At 56.4% G+C, this 23,629-nt stretch carries 18 protein-coding genes; 17 read left to right on the top strand and 1 reads right to left on the bottom strand.

Annotated features, from left to right (window positions below):
* Positions 1–12: 12 nt before the first annotated feature.
* Positions 13–918 (bottom strand): LysR family transcriptional regulator, encoded by a 906-nt coding sequence (locus tag DFP98_RS30965; protein WP_116064500.1) that lies wholly within the window; start codon positions 916–918, stop codon positions 13–15.
* A gap of 117 nt (positions 919–1,035) precedes the next feature.
* Between DFP98_RS30965 and leuC the strand changes: the two genes are divergently transcribed.
* The 17 genes from leuC to DFP98_RS38760 all read left to right on the top strand — a co-directional run bounded on the left by leuC (position 1,036) and on the right by DFP98_RS38760 (position 23,556).
* On the top strand, positions 1,036–2,457 hold the full coding sequence (gene leuC, locus DFP98_RS30970) for a 3-isopropylmalate dehydratase large subunit (protein WP_116064501.1): 1,422 nt from the start codon (positions 1,036–1,038) through the stop codon (positions 2,455–2,457).
* Positions 2,458–2,474: 17 nt separating this feature from the next.
* Positions 2,475–3,077: a 3-isopropylmalate dehydratase small subunit gene (gene leuD / locus DFP98_RS30975; protein WP_116064502.1), complete on the top strand. Its 603-nt coding sequence runs from the start codon at positions 2,475–2,477 to the stop codon at positions 3,075–3,077.
* A 199-nt stretch (positions 3,078–3,276) separates the two neighbouring features.
* Positions 3,277–4,764: an N-acetylmuramoyl-L-alanine amidase family protein gene (locus DFP98_RS30980; protein WP_116064503.1), complete on the top strand. Its 1,488-nt coding sequence runs from the start codon at positions 3,277–3,279 to the stop codon at positions 4,762–4,764.
* A 62-nt stretch (positions 4,765–4,826) separates the two neighbouring features.
* Positions 4,827–7,529, top strand: a complete 2,703-nt coding sequence (locus DFP98_RS30985; RefSeq protein WP_147310305.1) for an S-layer homology domain-containing protein — start codon at positions 4,827–4,829, stop codon at positions 7,527–7,529.
* Positions 7,530–7,669: 140 nt separating this feature from the next.
* Complete coding sequence (locus DFP98_RS30990; RefSeq protein WP_116064505.1) at positions 7,670–8,362, top strand: response regulator transcription factor; 693 nt, start codon at positions 7,670–7,672, stop codon at positions 8,360–8,362.
* Positions 8,363–9,898 carry a sensor histidine kinase gene (locus DFP98_RS30995; RefSeq protein ID WP_116064506.1) on the top strand — a complete coding sequence of 512 codons (1,536 nt, stop codon included), beginning with the start codon at positions 8,363–8,365 and terminating at the stop codon, positions 9,896–9,898. It begins immediately after the preceding gene.
* Between the two features lie 421 nt (positions 9,899–10,319).
* Positions 10,320–11,495, top strand: a complete 1,176-nt coding sequence (locus DFP98_RS31000) for a TolB family protein (protein WP_116064507.1) — start codon at positions 10,320–10,322, stop codon at positions 11,493–11,495.
* Positions 11,496–11,525: 30 nt separating this feature from the next.
* Positions 11,526–12,221 (top strand): stalk domain-containing protein, encoded by a 696-nt coding sequence (locus tag DFP98_RS31005; RefSeq protein ID WP_116064508.1) that lies wholly within the window; start codon positions 11,526–11,528, stop codon positions 12,219–12,221.
* Between the two features lie 216 nt (positions 12,222–12,437).
* On the top strand, positions 12,438–14,057 hold the full coding sequence (locus DFP98_RS31010) for a response regulator (RefSeq protein ID WP_116064509.1): 1,620 nt from the start codon (positions 12,438–12,440) through the stop codon (positions 14,055–14,057).
* Positions 14,054–15,832 carry a cache domain-containing sensor histidine kinase gene (locus DFP98_RS31015; RefSeq protein ID WP_116064510.1) on the top strand — a complete coding sequence of 593 codons (1,779 nt, stop codon included), beginning with the start codon at positions 14,054–14,056 and terminating at the stop codon, positions 15,830–15,832. The genes DFP98_RS31010 and DFP98_RS31015 overlap by 4 nt, the downstream gene beginning before the upstream one ends.
* Positions 15,832–16,824: a substrate-binding domain-containing protein gene (locus tag DFP98_RS31020; RefSeq protein ID WP_116064511.1), complete on the top strand. Its 993-nt coding sequence runs from the start codon at positions 15,832–15,834 to the stop codon at positions 16,822–16,824. The genes DFP98_RS31015 and DFP98_RS31020 overlap by 1 nt, the downstream gene beginning before the upstream one ends.
* Positions 16,825–17,026: 202 nt before the next feature.
* A complete protein-coding gene (locus DFP98_RS31025) occupies positions 17,027–18,529 on the top strand; it encodes a sugar ABC transporter ATP-binding protein (protein WP_116064512.1) in 1,503 nt (500 codons plus the stop codon).
* A 31-nt stretch (positions 18,530–18,560) separates the two neighbouring features.
* Positions 18,561–19,550 carry an ABC transporter permease gene (locus DFP98_RS31030; protein WP_116064513.1) on the top strand — a complete coding sequence of 330 codons (990 nt, stop codon included), beginning with the start codon at positions 18,561–18,563 and terminating at the stop codon, positions 19,548–19,550.
* Between the two features lie 85 nt (positions 19,551–19,635).
* The gene (locus DFP98_RS31035) at positions 19,636–20,643 is read left to right on the top strand and encodes an ABC transporter substrate-binding protein (RefSeq protein ID WP_116064514.1); all 1,008 of its coding nucleotides are present in this window, start codon (positions 19,636–19,638) and stop codon (positions 20,641–20,643) included.
* A 121-nt stretch (positions 20,644–20,764) separates the two neighbouring features.
* Positions 20,765–21,772: an alcohol dehydrogenase catalytic domain-containing protein gene (locus DFP98_RS31040; RefSeq protein ID WP_116064515.1), complete on the top strand. Its 1,008-nt coding sequence runs from the start codon at positions 20,765–20,767 to the stop codon at positions 21,770–21,772.
* The gene (locus tag DFP98_RS31045) at positions 21,769–22,779 is read left to right on the top strand and encodes a zinc-dependent alcohol dehydrogenase family protein (RefSeq protein WP_116064516.1); all 1,011 of its coding nucleotides are present in this window, start codon (positions 21,769–21,771) and stop codon (positions 22,777–22,779) included. Before DFP98_RS31040 ends, DFP98_RS31045 begins: the two co-directional genes overlap by 4 nt.
* A gap of 54 nt (positions 22,780–22,833) precedes the next feature.
* Positions 22,834–23,556, top strand: a complete 723-nt coding sequence (locus DFP98_RS38760) for a hypothetical protein (RefSeq protein ID WP_147310306.1) — start codon at positions 22,834–22,836, stop codon at positions 23,554–23,556.
* The last annotated feature ends 73 nt before the right edge of the window (positions 23,557–23,629 follow it).

The following is a 23,629-nucleotide window of genomic DNA, read 5'->3' on the forward strand; positions in this document are numbered from 1 at the left end:
TATTTCCCCAAGTCATTTTCCCAAGTCGATTTTGTCGATCGTAGAACGGAAAGTGGAGATGAACGCTTCGGCGGCGTTGGACAGGTATCTTCCCTTACGATAGGCGATGACCAGCGTACGCGTTGGATTGCCTTCCAGCCTTAAGTAGACCGGAGCACGGCCCTGCCAGTCGCTGCGCGTTACCATCTTCGGCAGGAAGGCGACCCCCATGCCCGCGGCGACCAGAGCCTGAACGGTGTCGATGTTGGCGCTCTCGAAGACGATGCGAGGGTCGAAGCCGGCTGCGGCGCACATGTCGTGAGCGATCAGACGGAAGCCTTGACCTTTCTTCAGCAAAATAAACGGTTCGTCCTTCAACTGGGAGACGGAGACAGCTTTATCACGATACTGTGCCAGCGGGTGGTCAGGTGGAACGGCTAGGCAGATGACTTCCTCGATGACGGGAAGATAGGCGAGCGAAGGCTCGATCAGCGGCAGCGACAGCAAGCTGACGTCGGTCCCGCCGCTGGCGGTTAACTGCTCCAACTGCCGCGTCGTCTCTTCGATCAGCACAATTTCGATGTTCGGATATGCCTCCCGGAAAGCGGGGAGCACATGCGGCAGCACATGAGCGCCGGTCATCGGCAGACTGCCGACGACGAGACGGCCTTTGCGCATGTCGGCGATATCCTCCATTTCGCGGCGAAGCTGGTCGGCCATATCGACGATTTGCTGCGCTTTTTTGACGAATACGTCGCCTGCATGCGTCAATTCGACGGAGTTGGTGCTCCGTTTGAACAGCAGCACGCCAAGCTCCTTTTCCAGCTTGGACAGCTGCTGGCTGAGCGACGGCTGCGCGATATGAAGCTTCTCCGCGGCGCGCGAGAAGTTTCTTTCCTGTGCGATCTGGATGGCGTATTGCAATTGTCGGAACTCCATATGGCGGCCCTCCTATAGTCTGGAACTATTAACCTTATAGAAATTATATCTTGGAACAATGATAGACGAAATGTTAAGATAAGAGCAAGTTAAAGAGAACTTTTGGGGTGACAACAAATGAGCAAAAAGACGATGTTCGAGAAAATTTGGGAAAACCACGAGATCGTAGCCGAACAAGGGAAGCCTAGCATTCTCTATATCGATCTCCATCTGGTGCACGAGGTTACGTCCCCTCAAGCGTTCGAGGGACTGCGCCTGTCCGGCCGCAAGGTGAGACGTCCGGAATTGACGTTCGCGACAATGGATCACAACGTTCCGACCAAAGACCGCTTCAACATTGCCGATCCGATCTCCAAGCAGCAGGTCGACACGCTGACGGCAAACTGTAAAGAGTTCGGCGTCAAGCTGTACGACCTGAACACGATCGACCAAGGCGTCGTTCACGTTATGGGACCTGAGCTGGGCTTGACCCATCCGGGCAAAACGATCGTCTGCGGCGACAGCCACACATCGACTCACGGCGCATTCGGCGCTCTGGCGTTCGGTATCGGAACGAGCGAAGTCGAACACGTTATGGCGACGCAATGCTTGCAGCAAGCCAAAGCGAAAACGATGTGCATTCGCTTTAACGGCAAGCGCAAGCCGGGCATTACCGCTAAAGACATGATTCTCGGTCTGATCGCCAAATACGGCACGGACTTCGGTACGGGCTACGTTATGGAATATACGGGCGAAGCGATTCGCGAGCTGTCGATGGAAGAGCGGATGACCGTCTGCAACATGTCCATCGAAGCCGGCGCTCGCGCCGGTCTGATCGCTCCGGACGAAACGACTTTCGAATACTTGCGCGGCCGCGAGTACGCTCCGCAAGGCGAAGCATACGATAAAGCGGTTGAACAGTGGAAAGCGCTGTGCACGGATGAAGGCGCAACGTTCGATTTGACTCTCGATTTCGACGTAGAGTCGTTGATTCCGCAAGTGACTTGGGGCACGAGCCCTGGCATGGGTACGGGCATTACCGATTCCGTGCCGGTTCCGGAGGAACTGCCAACCGAGAACGAGCGCAAAGCCGCTAAGAGCGCGATCGAGTACATGGGACTGAAGCCGGGCACGCCGATGACCGATATCGAGATCGACTATGTATTTATCGGTTCTTGCACGAACGGACGGATCGAAGACTTGCGAGCTGCGGCATCCGTAGCGCGCGGTCACAAAGTCAGCTCTCAAGTAACTGCGATCGTCGTTCCGGGCTCGGGACGTGTCAAGCTGCAAGCCGAGAAGGAAGGCTTGGATAAAATCTTTACCGAAGCCGGTTTCGAATGGCGCGAAGCAGGCTGCAGCATGTGCCTCGCGATGAACCCCGACGTGCTTCAACCGGGACAGCGCTGCGCATCGACGTCCAACCGCAACTTCGAAGGCCGTCAAGGCCGCGGCGGGCGCACGCACCTCGTATCGCCGGAGATGGCGGCTGCGGCTGCGATCCAAGGCCGTTTCGTCGACGTGCGCAAGTGGGATTTCAAAGCCGAAGTGACGGCGTAAGGGGAGGAACCACCAACATGGAAGCATTCGTACAACTGAACGGACTTGTCGCCCCGGTTGACCGGGTTAACGTAGATACGGACGCCATTATACCGAAGCAATTTTTGAAAAGAATCGAAAGAAGCGGGTTCGGCCAATTCCTGTTCTTCGAATGGAGATGGGATGAGCAGGGCAACGTCATTCCTGAATTCAGCCTGAACAAGGACCGCTATCAGGGCGCATCCGTCCTGCTGTCCCGCGCCAACTTCGGCTGCGGCTCGTCCCGCGAGCACGCGCCTTGGGCCATTCTGGACTACGGTTTCCGCTGCGTGATCGCGCCGTCTTTCGCCGACATTTTCTACAACAACTGCTTCAAAAACGGCATTCTGCCAATCAAGCTGAGCGAGGAGCAAGTCGACGACCTGTTCAAGCGCACGGAAGCGAAGGAAGGCTACAAGCTGAACGTCGATCTGGAAAATCAGGTCATTACCGACGAAGACGGACTTAACATTCCGTTCGAGCTCGACGCTCACCGCCGCAACTTCCTGCTGCAAGGTCTGGACGACATCGGTCTTACGCTGCAGCACGAAGCTGCCATTACGGCCTACGAGCAAAAACGCGCCGCAAGCGCGGTCGTATAACGCCGAATCTGCGGACGAAGTAAACGGCAGGAGAAAGACCTTTTGTCACCGATTCGGCAAAATTCGGGACAAAGGGTCTTTTTTTCCTCGGTTACGCAACTTTTCTTCGTTTTATACGTCTAATGATTCGTGGACAAACCGCTCGTAAGCTTACATAAATCGACCTTGTTCGCAAATCTATTAGACATCGAGGTGAAGCATGAAGAAGTGGCTCTCCCTGTTGTTTGTCGTCGCCGGCATGCTGGTTCTGAGTTCGGGCATGGCGCACGCCGCCAAAGCGGAGACGCCGACACCCAAATTAATTTTGGACGGCATGGAATTAGAGCCTAAAGTTCCGCCCCTTCTCCTGAAAAGCACGGTAATGGTGCCTGTTCGCATCGCGACCGAAAATTTGGGATACAAGGTGGACTACGACAACCGTAAGAAACAGGTGACGGTATCGAACGGCAAGAAGGAACTCGTCATGACGGTGGACAAGCCTACGGCCTATTTGGACGGAACCCCCGTAGAGATGACAAAACCGCCGCTAATCCAATCCAACACTACTCTTATCCCTTTAAGATTTCTTGGCGAATCTTTGGACGTCCAGGTTTTCTGGGATAATCAAATTAAATCCGTATTCCTATATTCGCCTTCGAAGCCGGATCCCGAAAATGGGAGCGGAAGCAAGCCGACAGATCCTTCCGATGGCGGCCTGATCGGAGTCGTCGACCCGGTCGAAGGCGCGGAAGGTTCGGGGAACGGATCTTCGCCGGGCACGGTCGTCCCTCCCGTCGTAACGGGAACGTTAAACGAAATCTATTACGATCCCGGAACGGAATCGGTCGTGCTGAAATACGACGGACTGATCGTTCCGCGCGACTTCAAGCTGGATGGCCCGAAACGCATTGTGATCGATATCTCGGGCGGAGCTTACTCTCCGGAATTCGTGCCTGCGGTCGATCTTGCCGCGGCTAATGAAGGCAATATTCCGATTGAAGGACACGAGGCGCTGCGATCGATTCGTTATTCGATGTTCGGCACGGATACGAAAGCGCCAAGATTCGTGCTCGATTTGAATCAAGCATGGGATTACGAATTGCACAACGACCCGAGCGCCGGCGTTCTTACCATTGCGCTTAAGCGCCCGCCGGAAGACAAGTCTTTGTACACCGTCGTCCTCGATGCCGGGCATGGCGGAAGCGACCCGGGCGCCATCAGCATTACGAAGCGTTCGGAGAAGGATTTTAATCTCGCTGTCGTGCTGAAAGTGCAAGCGCTGCTCGCGGGAGAAGAGCGGATTAAGCTGATTATGACGCGCGAAGGCGATACGTACCCGACGCTGACGGATCGATATACGCTGGCCAATTCGCTTCAGGCGGACATTTTTGTTTCCGTACACGCGAATAGCAGCACCTCTCCGAAAACGAACGGCACGGAAACCTATTATACTCGCGCAGACAGCAAGGCGTTCGCCGAGCTGATGCACTCCGTTTTCGCTCCGTCGACGGGGCTGAAGGACAACGGCTTCAAGAAGCACTCCGTCAACCTCGCCGTAACGACGAAGACGACGATGCCGGCCATTTTGCTGGAAGTAGGCTACTTGTCGAGCAGCATCGACGAGCCCCAGCTGTGGACTGAAGAGCTACAAAACCGCGTCGCCGAAGCAATCGCGACGGGAATCAAAATGCAATTGAATTTGCAATAAGCCGTCCGGCCCCGAATCAGGGGCCGGCATGCGCATATTTTGGGAGAGGGGACAGGTTGACGATGAAAAAGGGGTTATCGAAAGGCGTTACCGGTTTACTTGCCGCATCGCTGGTGTTATCGGGGGTCTCCTACACAAGTAAGGCCGTATGGGCCGCTTCCATTTTCACGGACGTTAAGCCGGGCTGGTCGGAGAAGCATATTACGAAGCTGGCTATGCAAGGCATTTTGAAGGGCGGCACGGGCAAGCAAGCAGGCATGTTCAGCCCCGCCAATAAAGTGACGCGCCAGGAAGCGGTTATTATCGCGATCCGATTTATGGGCGTCGAGAACGAAGTGAAGGTCGGCGATCCTCTTGTTTTTCCAAGCGATCTGGTCATTAAAGACGACTACAAACCTTACATAAAACTTGCGGTACAAAAAAATATTTTGAATCTCCAGGAAGAAATCGCACTGGTTCAAAAAGACGGCGGCAAGGAGTGGGGCAGCAGCCCCGCTACGCGCGAATGGATGGCCAAGCTGCTCGTGCGCGCCATCGGCAAAGACCAGGCAGCCAAGGATGTCGCGGACAAAGCGACTTCGTTCAGCGACGACGGGCAGATCGACGCCGGCCTGAAAGGCTACGTCAGCGTTGCAACGACGCTCGGACTCGTTAACGGCGTTACGGCGACCAAGTTCGATCCGACGGCATCGGTGACGCGAGAGATGGCATCCACACTGTTCAGCCGCGCGCAATCCCAAGTCGACGTCGCCTACTCCGGGCAAGTATCCGGAGCGCTAACCGCAGTGGAAGGCAGCAAACTGACGCTGCTTCATTCCGACGGCGTCGTGAAGAGCTACACGCTGAGCTCATCCTCTTTTGTCTACGGATTCGGTTCGGAACAGACGACCAATATTTCTGCTTTAAAGCTGTACGGCGAAGTGATTCTGATCGGCAATACCGACGGAACGGTCGGATATGTCGAGCAGACAAGCGAAACGCCGAAGGTGAAAAATATCGAAGGAACGCTGCTGCTCGTATCCGAAGCGCAAAATAAGCTGACCGTCTCGATCGACGGGGAGCCTAAAAGCGTTTCCTACAATGCGCAAGCTTTAACGATCAAAGATATTAACGGCAAATCGCTTACGATCGCCGATCTTCCCGTTAACGTGCCTGTGACGCTAGGCGTGGATGTGGCGACTGAGAGCAAGCTCCTGTCACTAACGGTGAACAAGGCGGTTACGAACAAGTCTGGCACAGGTACGGTTGAAGCTGTCAATGTAAGCGGCTTGACCCTGCAAGTTAAGGATGCAGCAGGCGAATCGGAATCATATCCTATCGATGCGAATGTAGTCGTTAAACATAACAGCACGAATTTGACGCTGGATCAGCTTGTCGCCGGCGATGCCATTTCCTATGAAGTGAAGATGGGCTCGGTGACGAGCATTACGGTGACGAAGAAGGTTCAGCCTCCGATCGTAGGTACTGTAAACCTGCTGGACAAAGGAACGAAAACGATCCAGTATCGGGTGAACGGGAAACTCGAGGTCCAGGAGCTGGCGGATAATGTCACTGTCAAGCTTGAAGGACTGTCCAATGTAACATTGAACGACTTGTTCCCGGGCGATACAGTATCTATGACACTGAACGACAGCGGCAAAGTCGCGATCATCACAATTACGAGTCGTTCCGTCAACTTCCTGAACGGAGCGGTGGTGTTTTCCGCCGACCTGGATAACGACATTCTGATCGTGACCGATTCCACGAACAAGAAGGTTCCGCTTATTCTCACCGAGACGACCCGGTTCGATCTGAATGGAACAGTTCTCACGAAGAAAGATGCGGTAAAATATATCATCAAAGGCAAGAAAATTAACGTAGGCTACACCAACTCGAACGCGGCTTACATTTCGGTCGTTTCCCAGTACTCCGGCACAGTGCTGGAGAACAACCTGTCGGCCAAGACGCTTAAGCTGCAGCTGGACAATAAGAATGAGGTCGTACTGCCTTATCCGAACTATTTCTCGGCTGAAATCTACGGAACGTCCTCGACGAGCTATCTTGATATTCGCGTCGGAGACAAAGTTACGGCGCTGATGGATTACAATACGCAGGATACGGTCATTGCCGTCCAAGTAGAGAAAACAGTACAGTTTGAACTGGAAAAAGTGGATCTGTCGCTGAACAAGGTTCGCGCGAAACGGTCCGACGGCGTGTTCGAAGAATGGAGCCTGAATACGACGCTGCTGTCCCTTGTGGACGAGAACGACAACCCGATCAGTCTGAACGCATTGAATCAATTAAACACCAAGCTGCTTAATGTGACATTCAAAGGCAGAACGCCGGTCAAGATCAAAGCGTATCCGGTCACCTACGGAAAAGTGACGTCCGTGAACGCTGCGGCAAACTCGGTCGAACTGTTGACGAATGCAGGCACGACGGTTACGAGAACTTTCGCAGCGGCTCCATCGGTCGTGAGGAACAATTCCGTCGTCGGTTCGCTGTCTTCGATCAAAGCGGACGATCGTGTCGAAGTGCGGGTGGATGAGAGCGGCAAAGCCGTTATTGAGATCATTCCTGGAATCAGCAAAACGTACAACAATCACAACTCGACCACATTGTATGTTGCTAGACCATCGTTGAGCGAGAGTAATACGTACGATTTGCATCCTCAAGTATACGTTCACCAAGGTACGAGGACGATGCTAATGTCCGAATTCAAGAACGGGAATGCGATAACGATTTATATTGTGCGGGGCAAAGTCGTCGAAATCGTGAAAAATTAAGTAGTTTTCAATCGTCAGGCCAATCGGATAAAATCCGGTTGGCCTGATTTGCTGTGTGGGGATTATGTCCTTGAAGACCGTGGCAACGGTTTCTCCTTATTTGTTATACTACAGGGAACAAATCATACGAGGAGATTTTCATGACCAAAATACTTGTGGTGGATGACGAGAGCAGCATTCGGGAGGCTGTAGCTTACGCGCTGCGCAGAGAAGGGTATGAGGTGGAGACGGCTGCAGACGGTCAGGAGGCGCTGGACAAGGTGGAGACGTTCCGGCCGGCGGTGATTGTGCTCGATGTCATGATGCCTCGTGTTAACGGTTATGACGTATGCCGCAAATTGGATGGGCGGCCGCGGCCTGCGATTATGCTGCTGACCGTCAAAGACGATATCGTCGATAAAGTGCTGGGGTTGGAGCTCGGGGCCGACGATTATATGACCAAGCCCTTTGATATGCGGGAGCTGCTGGCCAGAGTCAAGGCGTTATCGCGTCGTGGAGGTTATGTCGAGCAGACGCAGCAGGAGCAGGAGCAGCAAGAAGTGCTGAGATTGGGGGAACTGTCCGCAGAGCTGTTCAGCCGCGCAGTGTCTATCCAAGGCGAACTGCTGGATTTAACGCCGAAGGAATTTGATTTGCTGGTATTGCTGATGCGCAATCCGGAGCGGGTCTACTCCCGGGAAGTGCTGCTGGAGAAAGTATGGGATATGGATTTTGCTGGCGGCACCCGCACGGTGGATATCCATGTGCAGCGTCTGCGCAAAAAGCTGGGCAGTCACCACGGACTGATTCAAACCGTTTACGGCATCGGCTATAAAAGCACGGGGACGCCTTAGATGGCAAGCCAATTTCGGCTGGGCCTGAAGGGGAAAATGTCGTTGCTGCTCGCCTTGCTGCTCGTTTTTATCGTAACCTGCTTGAGCGTGTTGGTGTTAAGAGGCATCCGGGACAATCAGCGCACGATGCTGGAGCAGTCTTTTTCCCGACAGGCGGAGGCCGCTAATTTGCGCGTACGGGAGGAATATTTGTCCGAAAGCAAAATTCCGCCGGACCGATTTATGGAGCAGACGGGTCAACGACTGGCCGTGGATCTGGGCGCGCAAAGCGGCATGGCCGTGACGCTGTATACGGCGGACGGCGCTTTTGCCGGCACCTCGCTGCCCTTTCAGTCTAAGGCCGATGTGCAGGATGCCCTGCAATATACGGCTCAAGGGCATTCGGCTTACATTACCCAAGGAGATCAGCTGTTGTTCCTCGCTCCGCTATACAATGCCGATCAGCGTCTAGGCACGGTGCAGTTTCATGCTACGCTCGTCGAGCAGAATGCTTTTTACGCCCGAATTTGTCAGTTGTTTATACTTGCCGGAGCGACCGTTCTGGGCGTCGGTTTTCTAATCGGGTACGTGTATGTCCGGCGGCAGGTCAATGTGATCGATCGGCTGAACAAAGCGGCAGTGCAAATCGGTCAAGGAGAGTATCTGTTGACGCTTCCGATTGTCAGAAAGGATGAGCTGGGCGAGCTTGCGCAAGGAATCTACGAGATGAGCGGCAGCATCTCCGCATCGGTCGGCGCTCTGCATGAAGAAAAACAAAAGCTGATTGAAACGGTAGGGCGGCTGAGGGAGTTGGAGCAGCAGCAAAAGCAATTCATCGGCAATATTAGCCATGAGCTAAAGACGCCCTTAACCTCAATTATCGCGTACGCCGATCTGTTGACGATGTACAGCGACGATCCTGCCCTGCTGGACGATGCCGGGAGGCGTATCCATGCAGAGGCGCAAAGATTGTACAGTCTTGTGGAGAAGGCGCTGCAGTTGTCTGCGATGGACGTTTACGAGTTTGAGACGCGAGCGGAGTCGGTTTCGCTGAGACCCTTGCTGGAGGAAGCCGCGGCCCGGCTGCAAGGCAAGGCGGACAGCTGCGGCGTTACGATCCATACTTCGCTTGTGGAAGGCGAGGTGTGGGCCGATCCCGAGAACGTGATGCACATCATGCTCAATCTGCTGGATAACGCGATAAAATATAACCGCCCAGGCGGACAAGTTCGCTTACTAAACTACGTAGCAGCGTCAGCAGAAGGAGCACAGCGGATGAGGATCGAGGTGGCCGATACGGGAATCGGCATTCCGAAGGAAGCCGTATCGCGCATTTTCGATCCGTTCTATACGGTCAGCCGAGACCGGTCAAGAGCCAGCGGCGGAACCGGACTTGGGTTAGCCCTAGTGCGCAATCTGACCGAGAAGCAAGGCGGAACGGTGCAGCTTGTAGAGACAGGCCCCAGCGGGTCGCGCCTTAGAGTGGAGCTTCTGCTGCATGCCGGCGATTCGAATAAGACAATCTATACAGCAGATGACGAAGGGGCTGACTCATAAGCCGAGTTGCTTGAGATAATCGATATATAGAAGAAGAGGGGGATGTACCTCCCGGAGACCTAATCATGGCCCATAACACTTCCAGGTAATAACCAGTAGTTGTCCATATAACAATCGAAGATGTTTTAGTGACTTACAATCCATGATCTTGATTGATTTATGCGGTTTTTCGGTTTTTCATACAAATGTTCGTCGTTAGAGCTTGAATCGAGTTGATCCGCCATAAAAGTCTATCTTTCACAGCAACTTGGTTGGCTTATGGGGCAGCCTCTTTTCGCCATGCTGTAGAAGTCATCTCTGGATTGTTTACAAGTTAGTTACAAGCCGGATATGTTTGCGCAATATTATCAATCTATACTGAAGGCCGTGGGGGAGAATTGTCCCAGGTCAGAATCATTTGCGGAGGAGCGGGAGGTCCCTGATGAACAAAGAGAAATATATCGCCGGTCTGATTGCGGCGACCCTGCTGTCAGTTGGCATTTTGTCCGGATGTAATGCAGAGCGGAAGGGCGACACAGCAGAGGTACGCATCAGCCCGGGGACAACTGACCAACCTGGCTCCGGGACGGGAGGAGGAAAACGCGAACTGACTGTAGTCAAAGAGAGCAAGCCGCCTGCCGAACAGGGAATTGCGGTGCAGCGAATCCACCGGGTGGATGCCGCAAATATCGAGAAATGGCTCTCGGACAATGAACTGGAGATCCAGGTCACCACAATGGAGAAACAAGCTACCGCGACGGAGGAAGCGCAATTTAGCTACCAGCGGTTCCGTGTCGATCTGGAGACCGGCGAGAGGCAAGGCATCGAGGAACCGCCAGGAGCGGCTCAGGGAGAAGTCGTCAAAACATTCTTGTCGCCGGATGGGAAATACGCCTTTATTCAGACCTGGAAGGACAAATATACGGCCGTAAACGAGATCGAAAACAGGACTACCGGGGAGCGGCAGGAGATCGCGGTCGACAACTATATGGAAACGGGCGGCTGGCTTGATTCTGATTCCTATGTTCTCGCCGCCGGCTCGATGGAGAACCGGGGCGAAATATGGAACATATCCGTGGACGGTACTCGTGAGAAAATCGAGCTGCAGGATCCTGATGTGGAGAGCTTCACCGAATTTGCTGCGGGCAATGGGAAGATTTATTATACCGATTCCAAAAACCGCATGAAAAGCTTCACCCCCACACAATCCCGGCCAACCTCTCTTGTAGAGGATGTCTCCGCCATGAGTCTGTCGCCCGACAGTCAGCGGATTGCCGTTTCCACGACAGGGAGCGGTGGAAGGGAAGACTCGCGCCTGCTCATCTACGATACGAGCGGTCACTTACAAGGCTTGCTAATCGGCAAAGGCGACCTGCTCTCCCATCAATCGTGGTCTCCCGATTCTTCCAAGCTGGCCTTTGCCGTCTATACCGAGGATAAGGGCGGCATGAACGGGATCTATATTTTTGATACGGTTTCCGGCAAAGTATCGCCGCTAGGGCTATCGTATTACCCGGTATATCCGCTGAGCTGGAGTCCCTCTGGCAGTAGGCTGGGCATTACCGTGGACGATAAAGAGAAGCTAATCGTTACGCATATTGTAGATTTCAAAAAATGATTTTTGTTCAGAAAAAAGGAGAGATTCGTTATGAAAAAAACATTGTTGACCGCCATCGTACTGGGAATGACTGTAACCGGAGCCGCCGGGGTGTATGCCGGAAGCAAGCTGGAGAAAATCAACGCCTATCTGAATCATGGCATTACTTTTAACGTAAACGGAGCCGATCAATCTTTGTTAGACAGCAACGGCAAAAAACTGGCGCCGATCACTTATCAGAATACGACGTATTTGCCGGTGAGGGCCATTTCCAACCTGGCCGGGATCAACGTATACTACGATGCCGCCAACCAGCGGATTCGGCTGGAAACCAAAGAGGACGCCGAAGTCCCTGCAAATCAATGGGCAACTATCCAATATAGTCAAGCGCAGATCAAAGCCATCAAAGAGGCCTATGCCCAGTTTGAATCGTTTGAGACGGCTTACGCACCGAAGCAAATGGCCCAAAACGATAGTTATGTTAAAGCGGCAGCTACAGGCGATGGAGTCAATCTGATCTTTAAGCATATGATCGTGAATGTGTCGCCGCGGGATTACTCCGCTGGCTATGAATCCAAGGAGGTTAAGCTGTCCAACGGCGTGAGCGCGAAGTGGTATACGCCTTCCGATACGCCGATGCTGGGCTTCCAATTGGACGACCGGACAGTGACGATCAGCTCCCCTGACGGTTCCCTCAGCAGCAGCCAAATGGAACAGGTCGCTATTAGCGTAGCTGAACTGAAATAAGAAATAGCATAAGCCGACGCAATTAGAATTCTTAAGAGGCAGTTGAAAAATAGAAAGCCCGAAGGGCGCCTTGCTTCCGTATGCGGAGCAGGCGCTTTTCGCCGTCCAAGTTGTGGCATTAGCCGCGGAATGCTTGCCTAACCTCGAATTCGACGACATAATAAAAAGATGCGAAGACAGGGGAGGGCGTTATCCCCAAGGAGAGGAGGGCGCGGCGTGTACAAAATCATGCTGGTAGACGACGAAGCGGAGGTGCGGGAAGGCATCCGCAGGCGCATCGCCTGGCACGAGCACGGCTTTGAATGTGTAAGCGATTGCGAGAATGGCATGGATGCGCTCGAGGCGGCGGAGCAGCTTAGACCCGACGTGGTGCTGACCGATATCAATATGCCGTTTATGGACGGTCTGGAATTGACGCGTCAGCTGTCCGAGCGTCTCCCGTGGACGAAGGTGGTCATCTTGACCGGATACGACGATTTCGATTACGCCCAGCAAGCGGTGAAGCTGCGCGTGAACGACTTTATTTTGAAACCGATTACAGCCGAAGAGCTGATCCGCGTTCTGGAGAGCGTCAAGCGGGAGCTGGACGAAGAGAGGGACCGGCTCGAAAATCTCGTGCGGCTGGAACGCCAGCTGCGGGAAAGCCTGCCCGCCCTTAAGGAGCGTTTTCTGGAAAGGATGGTCGGCACCTCGATCGGCGTAGGCGAGATGAAGCAGCGAATGGCTTACTTCGGTCTGAATCTGCCCGGTCCCGAATATGTGGTTCTGGCAGCAGACGCGGATCATTTCGGCGAGGCGGCCCCTGAAGCCGATCGGGAGCTGCTGCGCTTCGCGCTGCACAACATCGTGCAGGAGATCGCCGCCCGGGAGCCGGCGTCGGCCGAGTTCCGCAGCCGGGAGGAGAAGGTCGTGTGTATTCTGTCCGGAGGCTCGGACATCCGCCTGTTCGATCGGGCGCAGGCGCTGGCGGAGGAAATCCGGCGATCGGTGGAGACGTATTTGCGTTTTACGGTCACGGTCGGCATCGGCCTCCCCGTCTTCGGCCTGGCCGATCTCCGCCAGTCGTATCGCTCCGCCGTCGCGGCTCTGGACTACCGCGTGCTGCTCGGGACGAATCGGGTGATTAGCATTACGGACGTCGAAACCCGCCGTCGTCTGTCCGCAGAGACGACGGGAGATTGGGAGAAACGGCTCGTCGTCGGCATTAAAACAGGCTCCAGGGAGGAGGCGGACCAGGCGGTCGCCGCGATCGTCTCCGGATTGAAGGAGGCCGCTCCTTCCATCGAGCAGGTCTATATCCGCATTCAGAAGCTGATCGTCTCTTTGCTTAACGCGCTGGAGGAGCCGGGCGGAGGAGCAAGTCCGTTCGGGGAAGCCGTCAATCCGATCACGGAGGTCTACCGCTTCAAGACGCTGGAAGAAATCGAGATCTGGCTCAAGGAGCTGTGCAGGGATTCGATCAGGATGCTTGCCGAGAAGCGCAGCGATATGGCCCGCGATCTGATGGTCAAAGCCGAAGCGCATATCCGGGACAACTTCTCCGATCCGAATCTGTCCCTGAAGGCGGTGTGCGAGATCGTCCATATGAGCAACAGTTATTTCAGCGCTTTGTTCAAAGCGAGGACGGGGAAGACGTTCGTCGAATTTCTGACTTGTCAGCGGGTCGAGAAAGCGAAGGAGCTGCTCGCGTCCACCGATCTGAAGAGCTACGAGATCGCCGCGGCGGTCGGCTATGCCGATCCGCATTATTTCAGCGTGCTCTTCAAGAAAGCGACCGGGGACACGCCCACCGAATACCGCCAGAAGGCGGCGGTTGACCGGGAGAGGGCGACATGAACCTGTTTCGCTTCCGCACGATCCAATCCAACATCGCCGCGGCGCTCGCTTTACTGATCGTCATTCTCGCTCTGGTCATGGGCTTCAGCGCCTATCGCTTGTCCACGTCCGCCGTCCAGCGGACCGCCCAGGATTTTACGGCCGAGCTGATCAAGCAGGTCAACAGCAACATCCAGTCTTACGTCAACAATATGGAAAATATTTCGCTGCTAGCGCTGAATCACCGGGGCTTGAGCGGCTACCTGAGCGGAGTGAATGACGACGACGCCGCGGTAACGGACTTTCTGAAGACGATCATGCTGTCGCGGAAGGACATCGCCTCTATCGGCGTATTCGGCTATAACGGCCGCTTCGTCTCCGACGGCGGAAGCGGGAACTTGAATCCTTACGTGGACGTGAAGGAGCAAAGCTGGTACAGCGAGGCGAAGGAGGGACGCGGCAAGGTGTTCATTTCCCCCTCGCACGTGCAGCCCGTATTCAAGGAGGATTACCGGTGGGTCGTCTCGCTTAGCCGGGAGATCCGCAGCCCGGACAATACGAAAGGGCTCGGAATTTTGCTGGTCGATCTCAACTTCAGCGTCATCAACGATATTTTGAACGGAATCGAGTTGGGCAAGCGGGGGTACGTGTACATCATCGACCGGAGCGGTCGCGTCGTCTACCATCCGCAGCAGCAGCTGCTGTACAGCAACCTCAAGACGGAGAAGATCGAGGAGGCGCTGGCTCTCGACAACGGCAGCTTCATTACGAACGAAGGCGGCCAGAGCCGCATCTATACGGTGCAGGATTCCGGCTTCGGCTGGAAAATCGTCGGCGTGTCCTACGTCAGCGAGCTGGTCAACAACAAAGGCGAAATGCAGACGTCGTTCTTCATCCTTGGCGGAATCAGCCTGGTCGTGGCGCTGCTTCTGTACTTTCTGCTGTCGCGCAACCTGACCCGACCGATCCATCAGATGCAGAAGCATATGAGCGAGGTGGAAAAAGGCAACTTCGACATTCAGGTGCCGGTCGATTCGACGCGCGAGATCGGGATGCTGGACCGCGCCTTTAACCTGATGGTCGTGCGCATTCGCGAGCTGATGGCCCAGGTGGTCAAAGAGCAGGAATTCAAGCGGAAGAGCGAGCTGAACGCGCTGCAAGCGCAGATCAATCCGCATTTTCTGTACAACACGCTCGATTCGATCGTCTGGATGGCGGAGAACGACAAGTCGGCGGAAGTCGTTCGAATGACTTCGGCGCTGGCTCGATTGTTCCGCGCTTCGATCAGCAAAGGCTCCGAGTTGGTGCCGGTCCGCAACGAAGTCGAGCATATCAGCAACTACTTGACGATTCAGAAGATGCGTTACCGCGACAAGCTCGATTTCTGTATCGACGTGGACGACGCGATCAAAGGCAACCTGACCTTGAAGGTACTGCTGCAGCCGCTGGTCGAAAACGCGATTTACCACGGCATCAAAAACAAGTACGGAACGGGCACGATCCGGATAACGGGAGAGCGGGAAGGGGAGACGATTGTACTGCGGGTGAACGACAACGGCGTGGGCATGGACGAGGAGACGCGCAAATCGCTGCTGAGCCCCGCGACCGACGCCAAACAAGGCAAGGGCGTAGGACTGATGAATGTGCACGAGCGCATTCGGCTTTATTTCGGCAAGATCTACGGTTTGACGATCGACAGCGAACCCGACGAGGGCACGACGGTGACGGTGAAGTTTCCGGTGCTCGACAAGCCGGCCGGTAGCGCGGAGTCGTCCGGGAAGGAGAGGGGATCGTAATGGCCAGACGAAGCGATACGAAGCGATTGCTGACGTTCGTGCTGGCGGTGCTCGCCGTTACGCTGGCTGGAAGCTACGGCCTGGCCGCGCTGCGCGGAAACGAGGCCGACAAGCCGCTGAACGTCACCGTTGTCATCAAATCGGTGTCCAAGGAGATGGAGTTCTGGCAGGTGCTGTCCGAAGGCGTTCATGCTGCGGCCAAGGAATTCGGCGTCAACGCCCGCGTCGTCGGCCCCCAGAGGGAGACGGATATCGACGTCCAGATCGACATGCTGCGGCAGGTCGTGCGGGAGAAGCCGGACGTCATTCTGCTCGCCGCGGCCGATTATAACCGGCTGGCGCCGCTCGCCGATGAGATCGACAAGGCGGGCATCCCGCTCATCACGATCGACTCCGGGGTGAACAGCGAAGTTCCCCGAGGCTTTATCGCGACCGACAACGTGGAGGCCGGGAAGAAGGCGGCGAGGAAGCTGGCCGAGCTGCTCGAGGGGCCGTCGCAAATCGCCGTCATCAGCTACGTGAAGGAGACGGCCACGCAGATCGAGAGGGAGCGGGGCGTCCGGGAGGTGTTGGAGCCGGACGGCCGCTTCGAGATCGTCGGCACTTACTACAGCAACGGGGACGAGAACATCGCTTACGAGACGACGAAGGAGCTGCTGCGCGAATATCCGGATCTGAAAGGAGTTGTCGGCCTGAACGAGCCTTCCTCCGTAGGCGCGGGCCGGGCGATCAAGGATATGGGGCGCGGCGGCGAAGTTCTGCTGGTCGGTTTTGACAGCTCGGTCGACGAAGTCCGCCTGCTGGAGGAGGGCGTCATCCAGGCGACTGTCGTCCAGCGCCCGTTCAACATGGGCTATCTCGGCGTCAAAACGGCGGTCGATCTGAGCGCCGGCCGGAAGGCGCCGGCCTCCACAGACACCGGCTCGATCGTCATTACGAAGGCGAATATGTACGAAGAGGAGAACCAGCAGCTCGTATTCCCTTTTAAATAAAATCGATTTTGCGCAACCGTTCCCGGCAACGGCGGCTACTTGGCCGCGGTTTGCCGGAGAACGGTTTTTTTGGCATGTCCGGAGATCGTCAGAGATTTTTCAACTAGGCCAAGAGATTATTCCATTTCGTCTGTAAGCGTTTAACTCTACAATTCGGATAGACAGCAAAGCCGCCGCAAGGCAAGTCAGAAGGGGTGAGAGGATGAGCGAGCCATTGCTCCGCATGGAAGGCATCGACAAGTCGTTTCCCGGCGTTCAAGCGCTGCAGCAGGCGCAATTCGAGCTGCTTGCGGGCGAGGTGCACGCGCTGATGGGAGAGAACGGCGCGGGCAAGTCGACGCTGATGAAGGTGCTGACCGGCGTGTACAGGAAAGATGCCGGAACGGTCCGCTATCAGGGGAAGGAAGTGGAGTTTTCCCATACGAAGGCGGCGCAGGACGCCGGCATCAGCATCATTCATCAGGAATTGAATCTGGCGCCGGATCTGACCGTGGCCCAGAACATTTATATCGGCCGAGAGCCGAGAATGAAGGGCTTCCCGTTGTTCATCGACGAGAAGAAGCTCAACGAGCAGGTGCGAGTGTTGCTGAAGAAAATGAACCTGCACCTCGAGCCGGACACTCCCGTTGCCGATCTGACCGTAGCCAAGCAGCAAATGGTGGAGATCGCCAAGGCGCTGTCGTTTAACGCCAAAGCGCTTGTCATGGACGAACCGACGGCGGCGCTCAGCGACAGCGAAATCGCCGACCTGTTCCGGATCATCGGCGAGCTGAAGGCAAGCGGCGTCGGGATCGTCTACATCTCCCACCGGATGGACGAGATTAAGCGGATTACCGACCGCGTGACAGTCATGCGCGACGGCGCTTACATCGATACGGTCCGTACGGACGAGGTGACGATCGACCGGATCATCTCGATGATGGTCGGGCGCGCCGTCTATCAGGAATCCCGCGCCAAGGCTTCGACGTACGGGGAAACGGCTCTTGAGGTGAGCGGGCTGAACCGCGGCCGGGCGCTCAAAAATATCGGGTTTGCCGTGCGCAAAGGAGAGATTCTCGGCTTCGCGGGTCTGGTCGGAGCGGGAAGGACGGAGCTGGCCCGGGCGATCTTCGGGGCGGACCCGATCGATTCGGGAGAGGTGCGCGTCCATGACCGCCAGGTTCGTATCCGAAGCCCGTACGATGCGGTTCGGGCCGGGATCGGCTACTTGTCCGAGGATCGCAAGCGATTCGGGCTCCTCGTCGACATGGACGTGAAGACGAACGTCGCCGTCGCCAGCCTGCGCGGCTTTACGCGGCTCGGAGGCTGGATGAAGGCGGGAGCGGTCGCTGAAGTCGCCGAGTCCGTCGTGGATAAGCTGAAGGTCAAGACGCCGGGTATCGATCAGGAGGTCAAATTTTTGTCCGGCGGCAATCAGCAGAAGGTCGTCATCGGCAAATGGTTGACCCGCGACTGCGACATCCTCATTTTCGACGAACCGACCCGGGGCATCGACGTAGGCGCCAAGAGCGAAATCTACAAGCTGCTGGAGGAGCTGGCCGGCCAAGGGAAGGCAATTATTATGATCTCCTCGGAGCTTCCGGAAATATTGCGGATGAGTCATCGCATCGTCGTCATGTGCGAGGGCCGGATTACCGGAGAGCTTTCCCGCGAGGAAGCGACGCAAGAGAAAATCATGAGCCTGGCCACCGCTCGAATGGCCTGAATCAAGCAATCGAAAGGGGAGAGAGCTTCATATGCAACCCGCAGAAGCGAAAAAGACGCTTAAGCTAGGCTCGGGCATGCTGCAGCAGCTGCTGGCGTTTACGAGTCTGATCGTTCTTATACTGGTGTTTTCGTTTGCATCGGAGAACTTCTTCCAGTTTTCCAACATTGTCGGCATTCTACTCTCTACGGCGGTCATCGGCGTGCTGGCGCTCGGCTCGACCTTCGTCATTATTACCGGAGGCATCGACTTATCCGTCGGTACGGTGATGACGTTGAGCGCGGTCATGACCGGGGTGTTCATCACCTTCTGGGATTTTCCCGTATGGCTGGGCGTCGTCGGGGGCGTGCTAACCGGCGCGCTATGCGGCTTCCTGTCCGGGACGCTCGTGGCGAAGCTGAAAATTATGCCCTTCATCGCGACGCTGGCCGTCATGATGATCGCCAAAGGGCTGGCGCTCGTTATCTCCGGAACGAAGCCGATCTATTTCAACGACGATCCGGTATTCCGCAAAATTGCTCAGGGCTCATTGCTCGGCGATCTCATTCCGGGCTTCACCATTCCGAACGCGGTGTTGATCTTCTTCTTGGCGGCGATTGTTGCCGGCATCATTTTGTCCCGCACGATCGTCGGGCGCTACAACTTCGCGCTGGGCAGCAACGAGGAAGCGACGCGGTTGTCCGGAGTCAACGTGAACTTCTGGAAAATCGTCATCTACACGATTACCGGTCTGTTCACCGGTCTTGCCGGCGTGCTGATCGCCTCCCGTCTCAACTCCGCCCAGCCGGCGCTGGGAGCGGGCTACGAGCTCGAAGCGATTGCGGCGGTCGTCATCGGAGGCACCTCGCTGAGCGGGGGCAAAGGCACGATCGTCGGCACCGTCATCGGCGCATTGATCATGAGCGTATTGACGAACGGTCTGAGAATTTTGTCCGTGCCGCAGGAGTGGCAGACTGTCGTCGTCGGCCTGGTCATATTGCTGGCGGTGTACACGGACATGCTGCGCAGACGAAAAAGATGACCATTGACAGCGGTAGGCACTCCGCGGCTTCGGCCCGGAGTTTCCATACAACCATTTCATGAGGAAAAAGGGGAGAACTCCGGTTATGAAAAAATGGACCATGCTTCTCGTATCGACATTGCTCGTCGCTCTGACGCTGAGCGCTTGCGGCGGCAAGAAGGAATCTGGCGGACAGCCGTCGGCATCGAATGCAGGCGGAAGCGCGCCTGCGGCCAGCGAAGGCAAGCTGTACATCCCGATCGTCTCCAAGGGCTTCCAGCATCAATTCTGGCAGGCGGTTAAGCAAGGCGCCGAGAAAGCGGCGGCCGAGCTCGGCGTCGAAATTACGTTCGAAGGACCGGAGACGGAAGCTCAGGTCGACAAGCAGATCGAAATGCTGCAGGCGGCATTGGATAAGAAGCCCGCAGCTATCGGTTTCGCGGCGCTGGACAGCCAGGCGTCGGTGCCTTATCTGGAGCAGGCGCAGGCTGCGGGCATTCCCGTCGTCGCCTTCGACTCCGGCGTAGAGAGCAGGATTCCGGTTACGACGGCGGCAACGAACAACGTCGCGGCATCCGCGATGGCGGCCAAAAAAATGGCCGAGCTGATCGGCAACGAGGGCGAGATCGCCATGGTTGTCCACGATCAGACTAGCCGCACTGGCGTCGATCGCCGCGACGGCTTCAAGAACGAGATTGAGACGAACCACCCGAACATTAAAATCGTGGACATTCAGTACGGCGGCGGCGACCATCTGAAATCGACCGACCTTGCTAAGGCAATTATTCAGGCGCATCCGAATTTGAAAGGCATTTTCGGCTCCAACGAAGGCTCCGCCATCGGCGTGTTCAACGCCGTGACCGAGCTCGGCCTCGAAGGCAAAATTACCGTAATCGGCTTCGATTCCGGCAAGCAGCAGATCGATGCGATCAAATCCGGCAAGATGGCCGGGGCGATTACTCAGAATCCGGTCGGCATCGGCTACGAAACCGTCAAGGCGGCCGTCGCCGCGGTGAAGGGCGAGAAAGTCGAGCCGATTATCGACACAGGCTTCTTCTGGTACGACCAGTCCAATATCGACAGCGAGGAAATTAAAGCCGCTCTATACGAATAACGGACGGGGCCGAGACAGGAACGGATGATGGGAAAGCAGTCCGGGCGCATCTCGCGTCCGGACTGCTGTCGTACTTTAAGGAAAGGGCGATCGAATCTACGATCGGACAGGAGGAGAGAAAATGAAAGCGTTAGTCTACAAGCAGCCCGGGGACGTCCGCATCGAGGAACGGGAGATTCCCGCGCCGAAGCCGGGGGAAGCGCTCATCCGGGTCGCCGCCGCGGGGCTCTGCGGCACGGACCGGCATATCGCGGACGGCAGCTATCGCGGCGCGCCCGGCATTGTGCTCGGGCATGAGCTGGCGGGCGTCGTCGTCGAAGTCGGCTCGGGAGTCAGGGACCTGACTGTCGGGACGGCGGTAGGCGTCGATCCGAATTTGGCCTGCCGGGCCTGCGAACGATGCCGCGCGGGCAAGCCCCATCTGTGCGCCAACGCCCAGGCGGTAGGCGTCACCCGGGACGGAGGACTAGCTCCCTATGTGTGCGTGCCGGCGGAGCTGCTCGCGCCGCTTCCGGCAGGGCTGTCTCCCGTACACGCGATATTGGGAGAGCCGCTGTCGTGCGTTGTGCACGCTCTTGATCGGGCGGAGATCAAGCCGGGAGGACGAGCCGCGGTATGGGGGCTCGGCACGGCCGGCATCATGATGATTCAGCTGTTGAAGGCGCTCGGCCAGACTAGAATCGTCGGCGTAAGCCATCATGAAGATCACCGCAGGCTTGCGCTGCGTGCCGGAGCGACGGAAGTGATGACTCAGGAGGAAGCGAGAATCGGACTTGAGGTCGATCTGGCGGTGGAGGCGTCCGGCTCGCCGTCGGCGTTCGGACCGGCTTTCGACGCGCTCGCTCCCGGAGGAACGCTGCTCGTCTACGGCGTCATGAATCCGGAGGATACGGTTGCGCTCAAGCCTGAAGCGATGTTCCGCAAGGAGCTGCGGATCGTGGCCAGCTATGTCGGCCCGTCGACGCTCGACCGGGCCTTGTCCCTGCTGAGCGCCGGCACCGTCGACGCGGAGCTGCTGCTGGGCGACCGCCTGTCGCTTGGGGAAGCGCGGGAATGGGTACTGAAGCAGGGACCGAGGAGAAAAGCGAAGGCGCACGTTATTTTCGAACACGAGGAGGCAATGCCATGAAAGCGCTGGTGATGGAGGAGGCACGACGAGCGGTCGTCAAGGAGGTTCCCTATCCGGCGCCCGGCCCGGGGGAGTTGACGATCCGCGTGATGGCCTGCGGCATTTGCGGCACCGATCTGCACATTTATCAGGGAACGTTCCTGCCCGCTTATCCGCTTATTCCCGGGCACGAGTTCGCGGGAGTCGTGCATGAGGTCGGAGAGGGCGTTGTCCGTTTTCGGCCGGGGGATCGGGTGGCCGTCGATCCGTCCTTGTTTTGCGGCAAATGCGATTACTGTTTGAGCGGCCGGGGTAACCATTGCGTCAAGTGGCAGGCGACGGGCGACACGGTAAACGGGGCGATGGCGGAGTTCGTGCGCGTGCCGGAGGAGACCGCGTTCGCGATGCCTGAGGGCATGACGTTTGCCGAAGGGGCGTTTATCGAACCGATCGCCTGTGTCGTGCACGGCATGAATCAGCTTGAACTGAAGGTCGGACAGAGCGTGCTGCTGTTCGGGGCCGGAAGCATGGGCCAGCTGCTGATCCAGGCATTGTCGCACGCAGGCGCGGGGGAGCTGGCCGTCGTCGACGTCGCGCAGGGCAAGCTGGACATGGCGCTGCGCAACGGCGCTACGCATGCTTATTTCAGCAGCGAGATCGAAACTGCGCTCGACGGCCGCAGACGGCATAACGGCTTCGACGCGGTTATCGACGTTACCGGCATTCCGTCTGTCATCGAGTCGCAATTTCAGTATTTGGCGCCGAAGGGGACGCATCTGCAGTTCGGCGTTGCGCCCCGCGACGCCGTGATCGGCATACGTCCGTTCGATATTTATCACAACGACTGGAAGCTGGTCGGATCAATGGCGGTCAACCATACGTTCAAGCCGGCGATGGACTGGATCGCCGCCGGACGGTTCGATACGGCGCCGCTCGTCTCCAAGGTTATTCGCCTGGAGGACGTTCCGGCCTTCTTCGAGGCCGGCAAGGCCGCCGAGTTGATGAAGGTGCAGATCAGCTTCGAGTAACTAAAGCAGCAGCATAAACGGCGGTGCAGGGGAACGGGTCCCGCACCGCCGTTTATGCTGCTGCGCGCTAGTTGGAGTAGAACCCTCCCAGATACCTATTACCCAGGTATCGGCTCAAACGGATCGAATAAGTCCCTTCCAGATACCTATTTCCTCGGCATCGGCTCAGACGGATCGAATAAGTCCCTCCCAGATACCTATCACCTCGGCATCGGCTCGAGCAGATCGAATAAGTCCCTCCCAGATACCTATTACCCCGGCATCGGCTCAGACGTATCGAATAAGTCCCTTCCAGATACCTATCACCTCGGCATCGGCTCGAGCAGATCGAATAAGTCCCTCCCAGATACCTATCTCCTCGGCATCAGCTCAGACGGATCGAATAAGTCCCTTCCAGATACCTATCTCCTCGGCATCGGTTCAGACGGATCGAATAAGTCCCTTCCAGATACCTATCTCCTCGGCATCGGCTCGAGCAGATCGAATAAGTCCCTCCCAGATACCTATTACCCCGGCATCGGCTCAGACGGATCGAATAAGTCCCTCCCAGATACCTATCACCTCGGCATCGGCTCAGACGGATCGAATAAGTCCCTCCCAGATACCTATCACCTCGGCATCGGCTCAGACGGATCGAATAAGTCCCTCCCAGATACCTATCACCTCGGCATCGGCTCAGACGGATCGAATAAGTCCCTCCCAGATACCTATTACCCCGGCATCGGCTCAGACGGATCGAATAAGTCCCTCCCAGAGTTACTACTTACGTCTCCCTGAAATCCTAGGGAGATGTTTTCTGCTTTAAAGGGTTTTCGGTATGTGATGTAGAAGTATTCTCCAATCAGATTTT

Source organism: Cohnella phaseoli, from assembly GCF_003386235.1.
Lineage (GTDB): Bacteria > Bacillota > Bacilli > Paenibacillales > Paenibacillaceae > Cohnella > Cohnella phaseoli.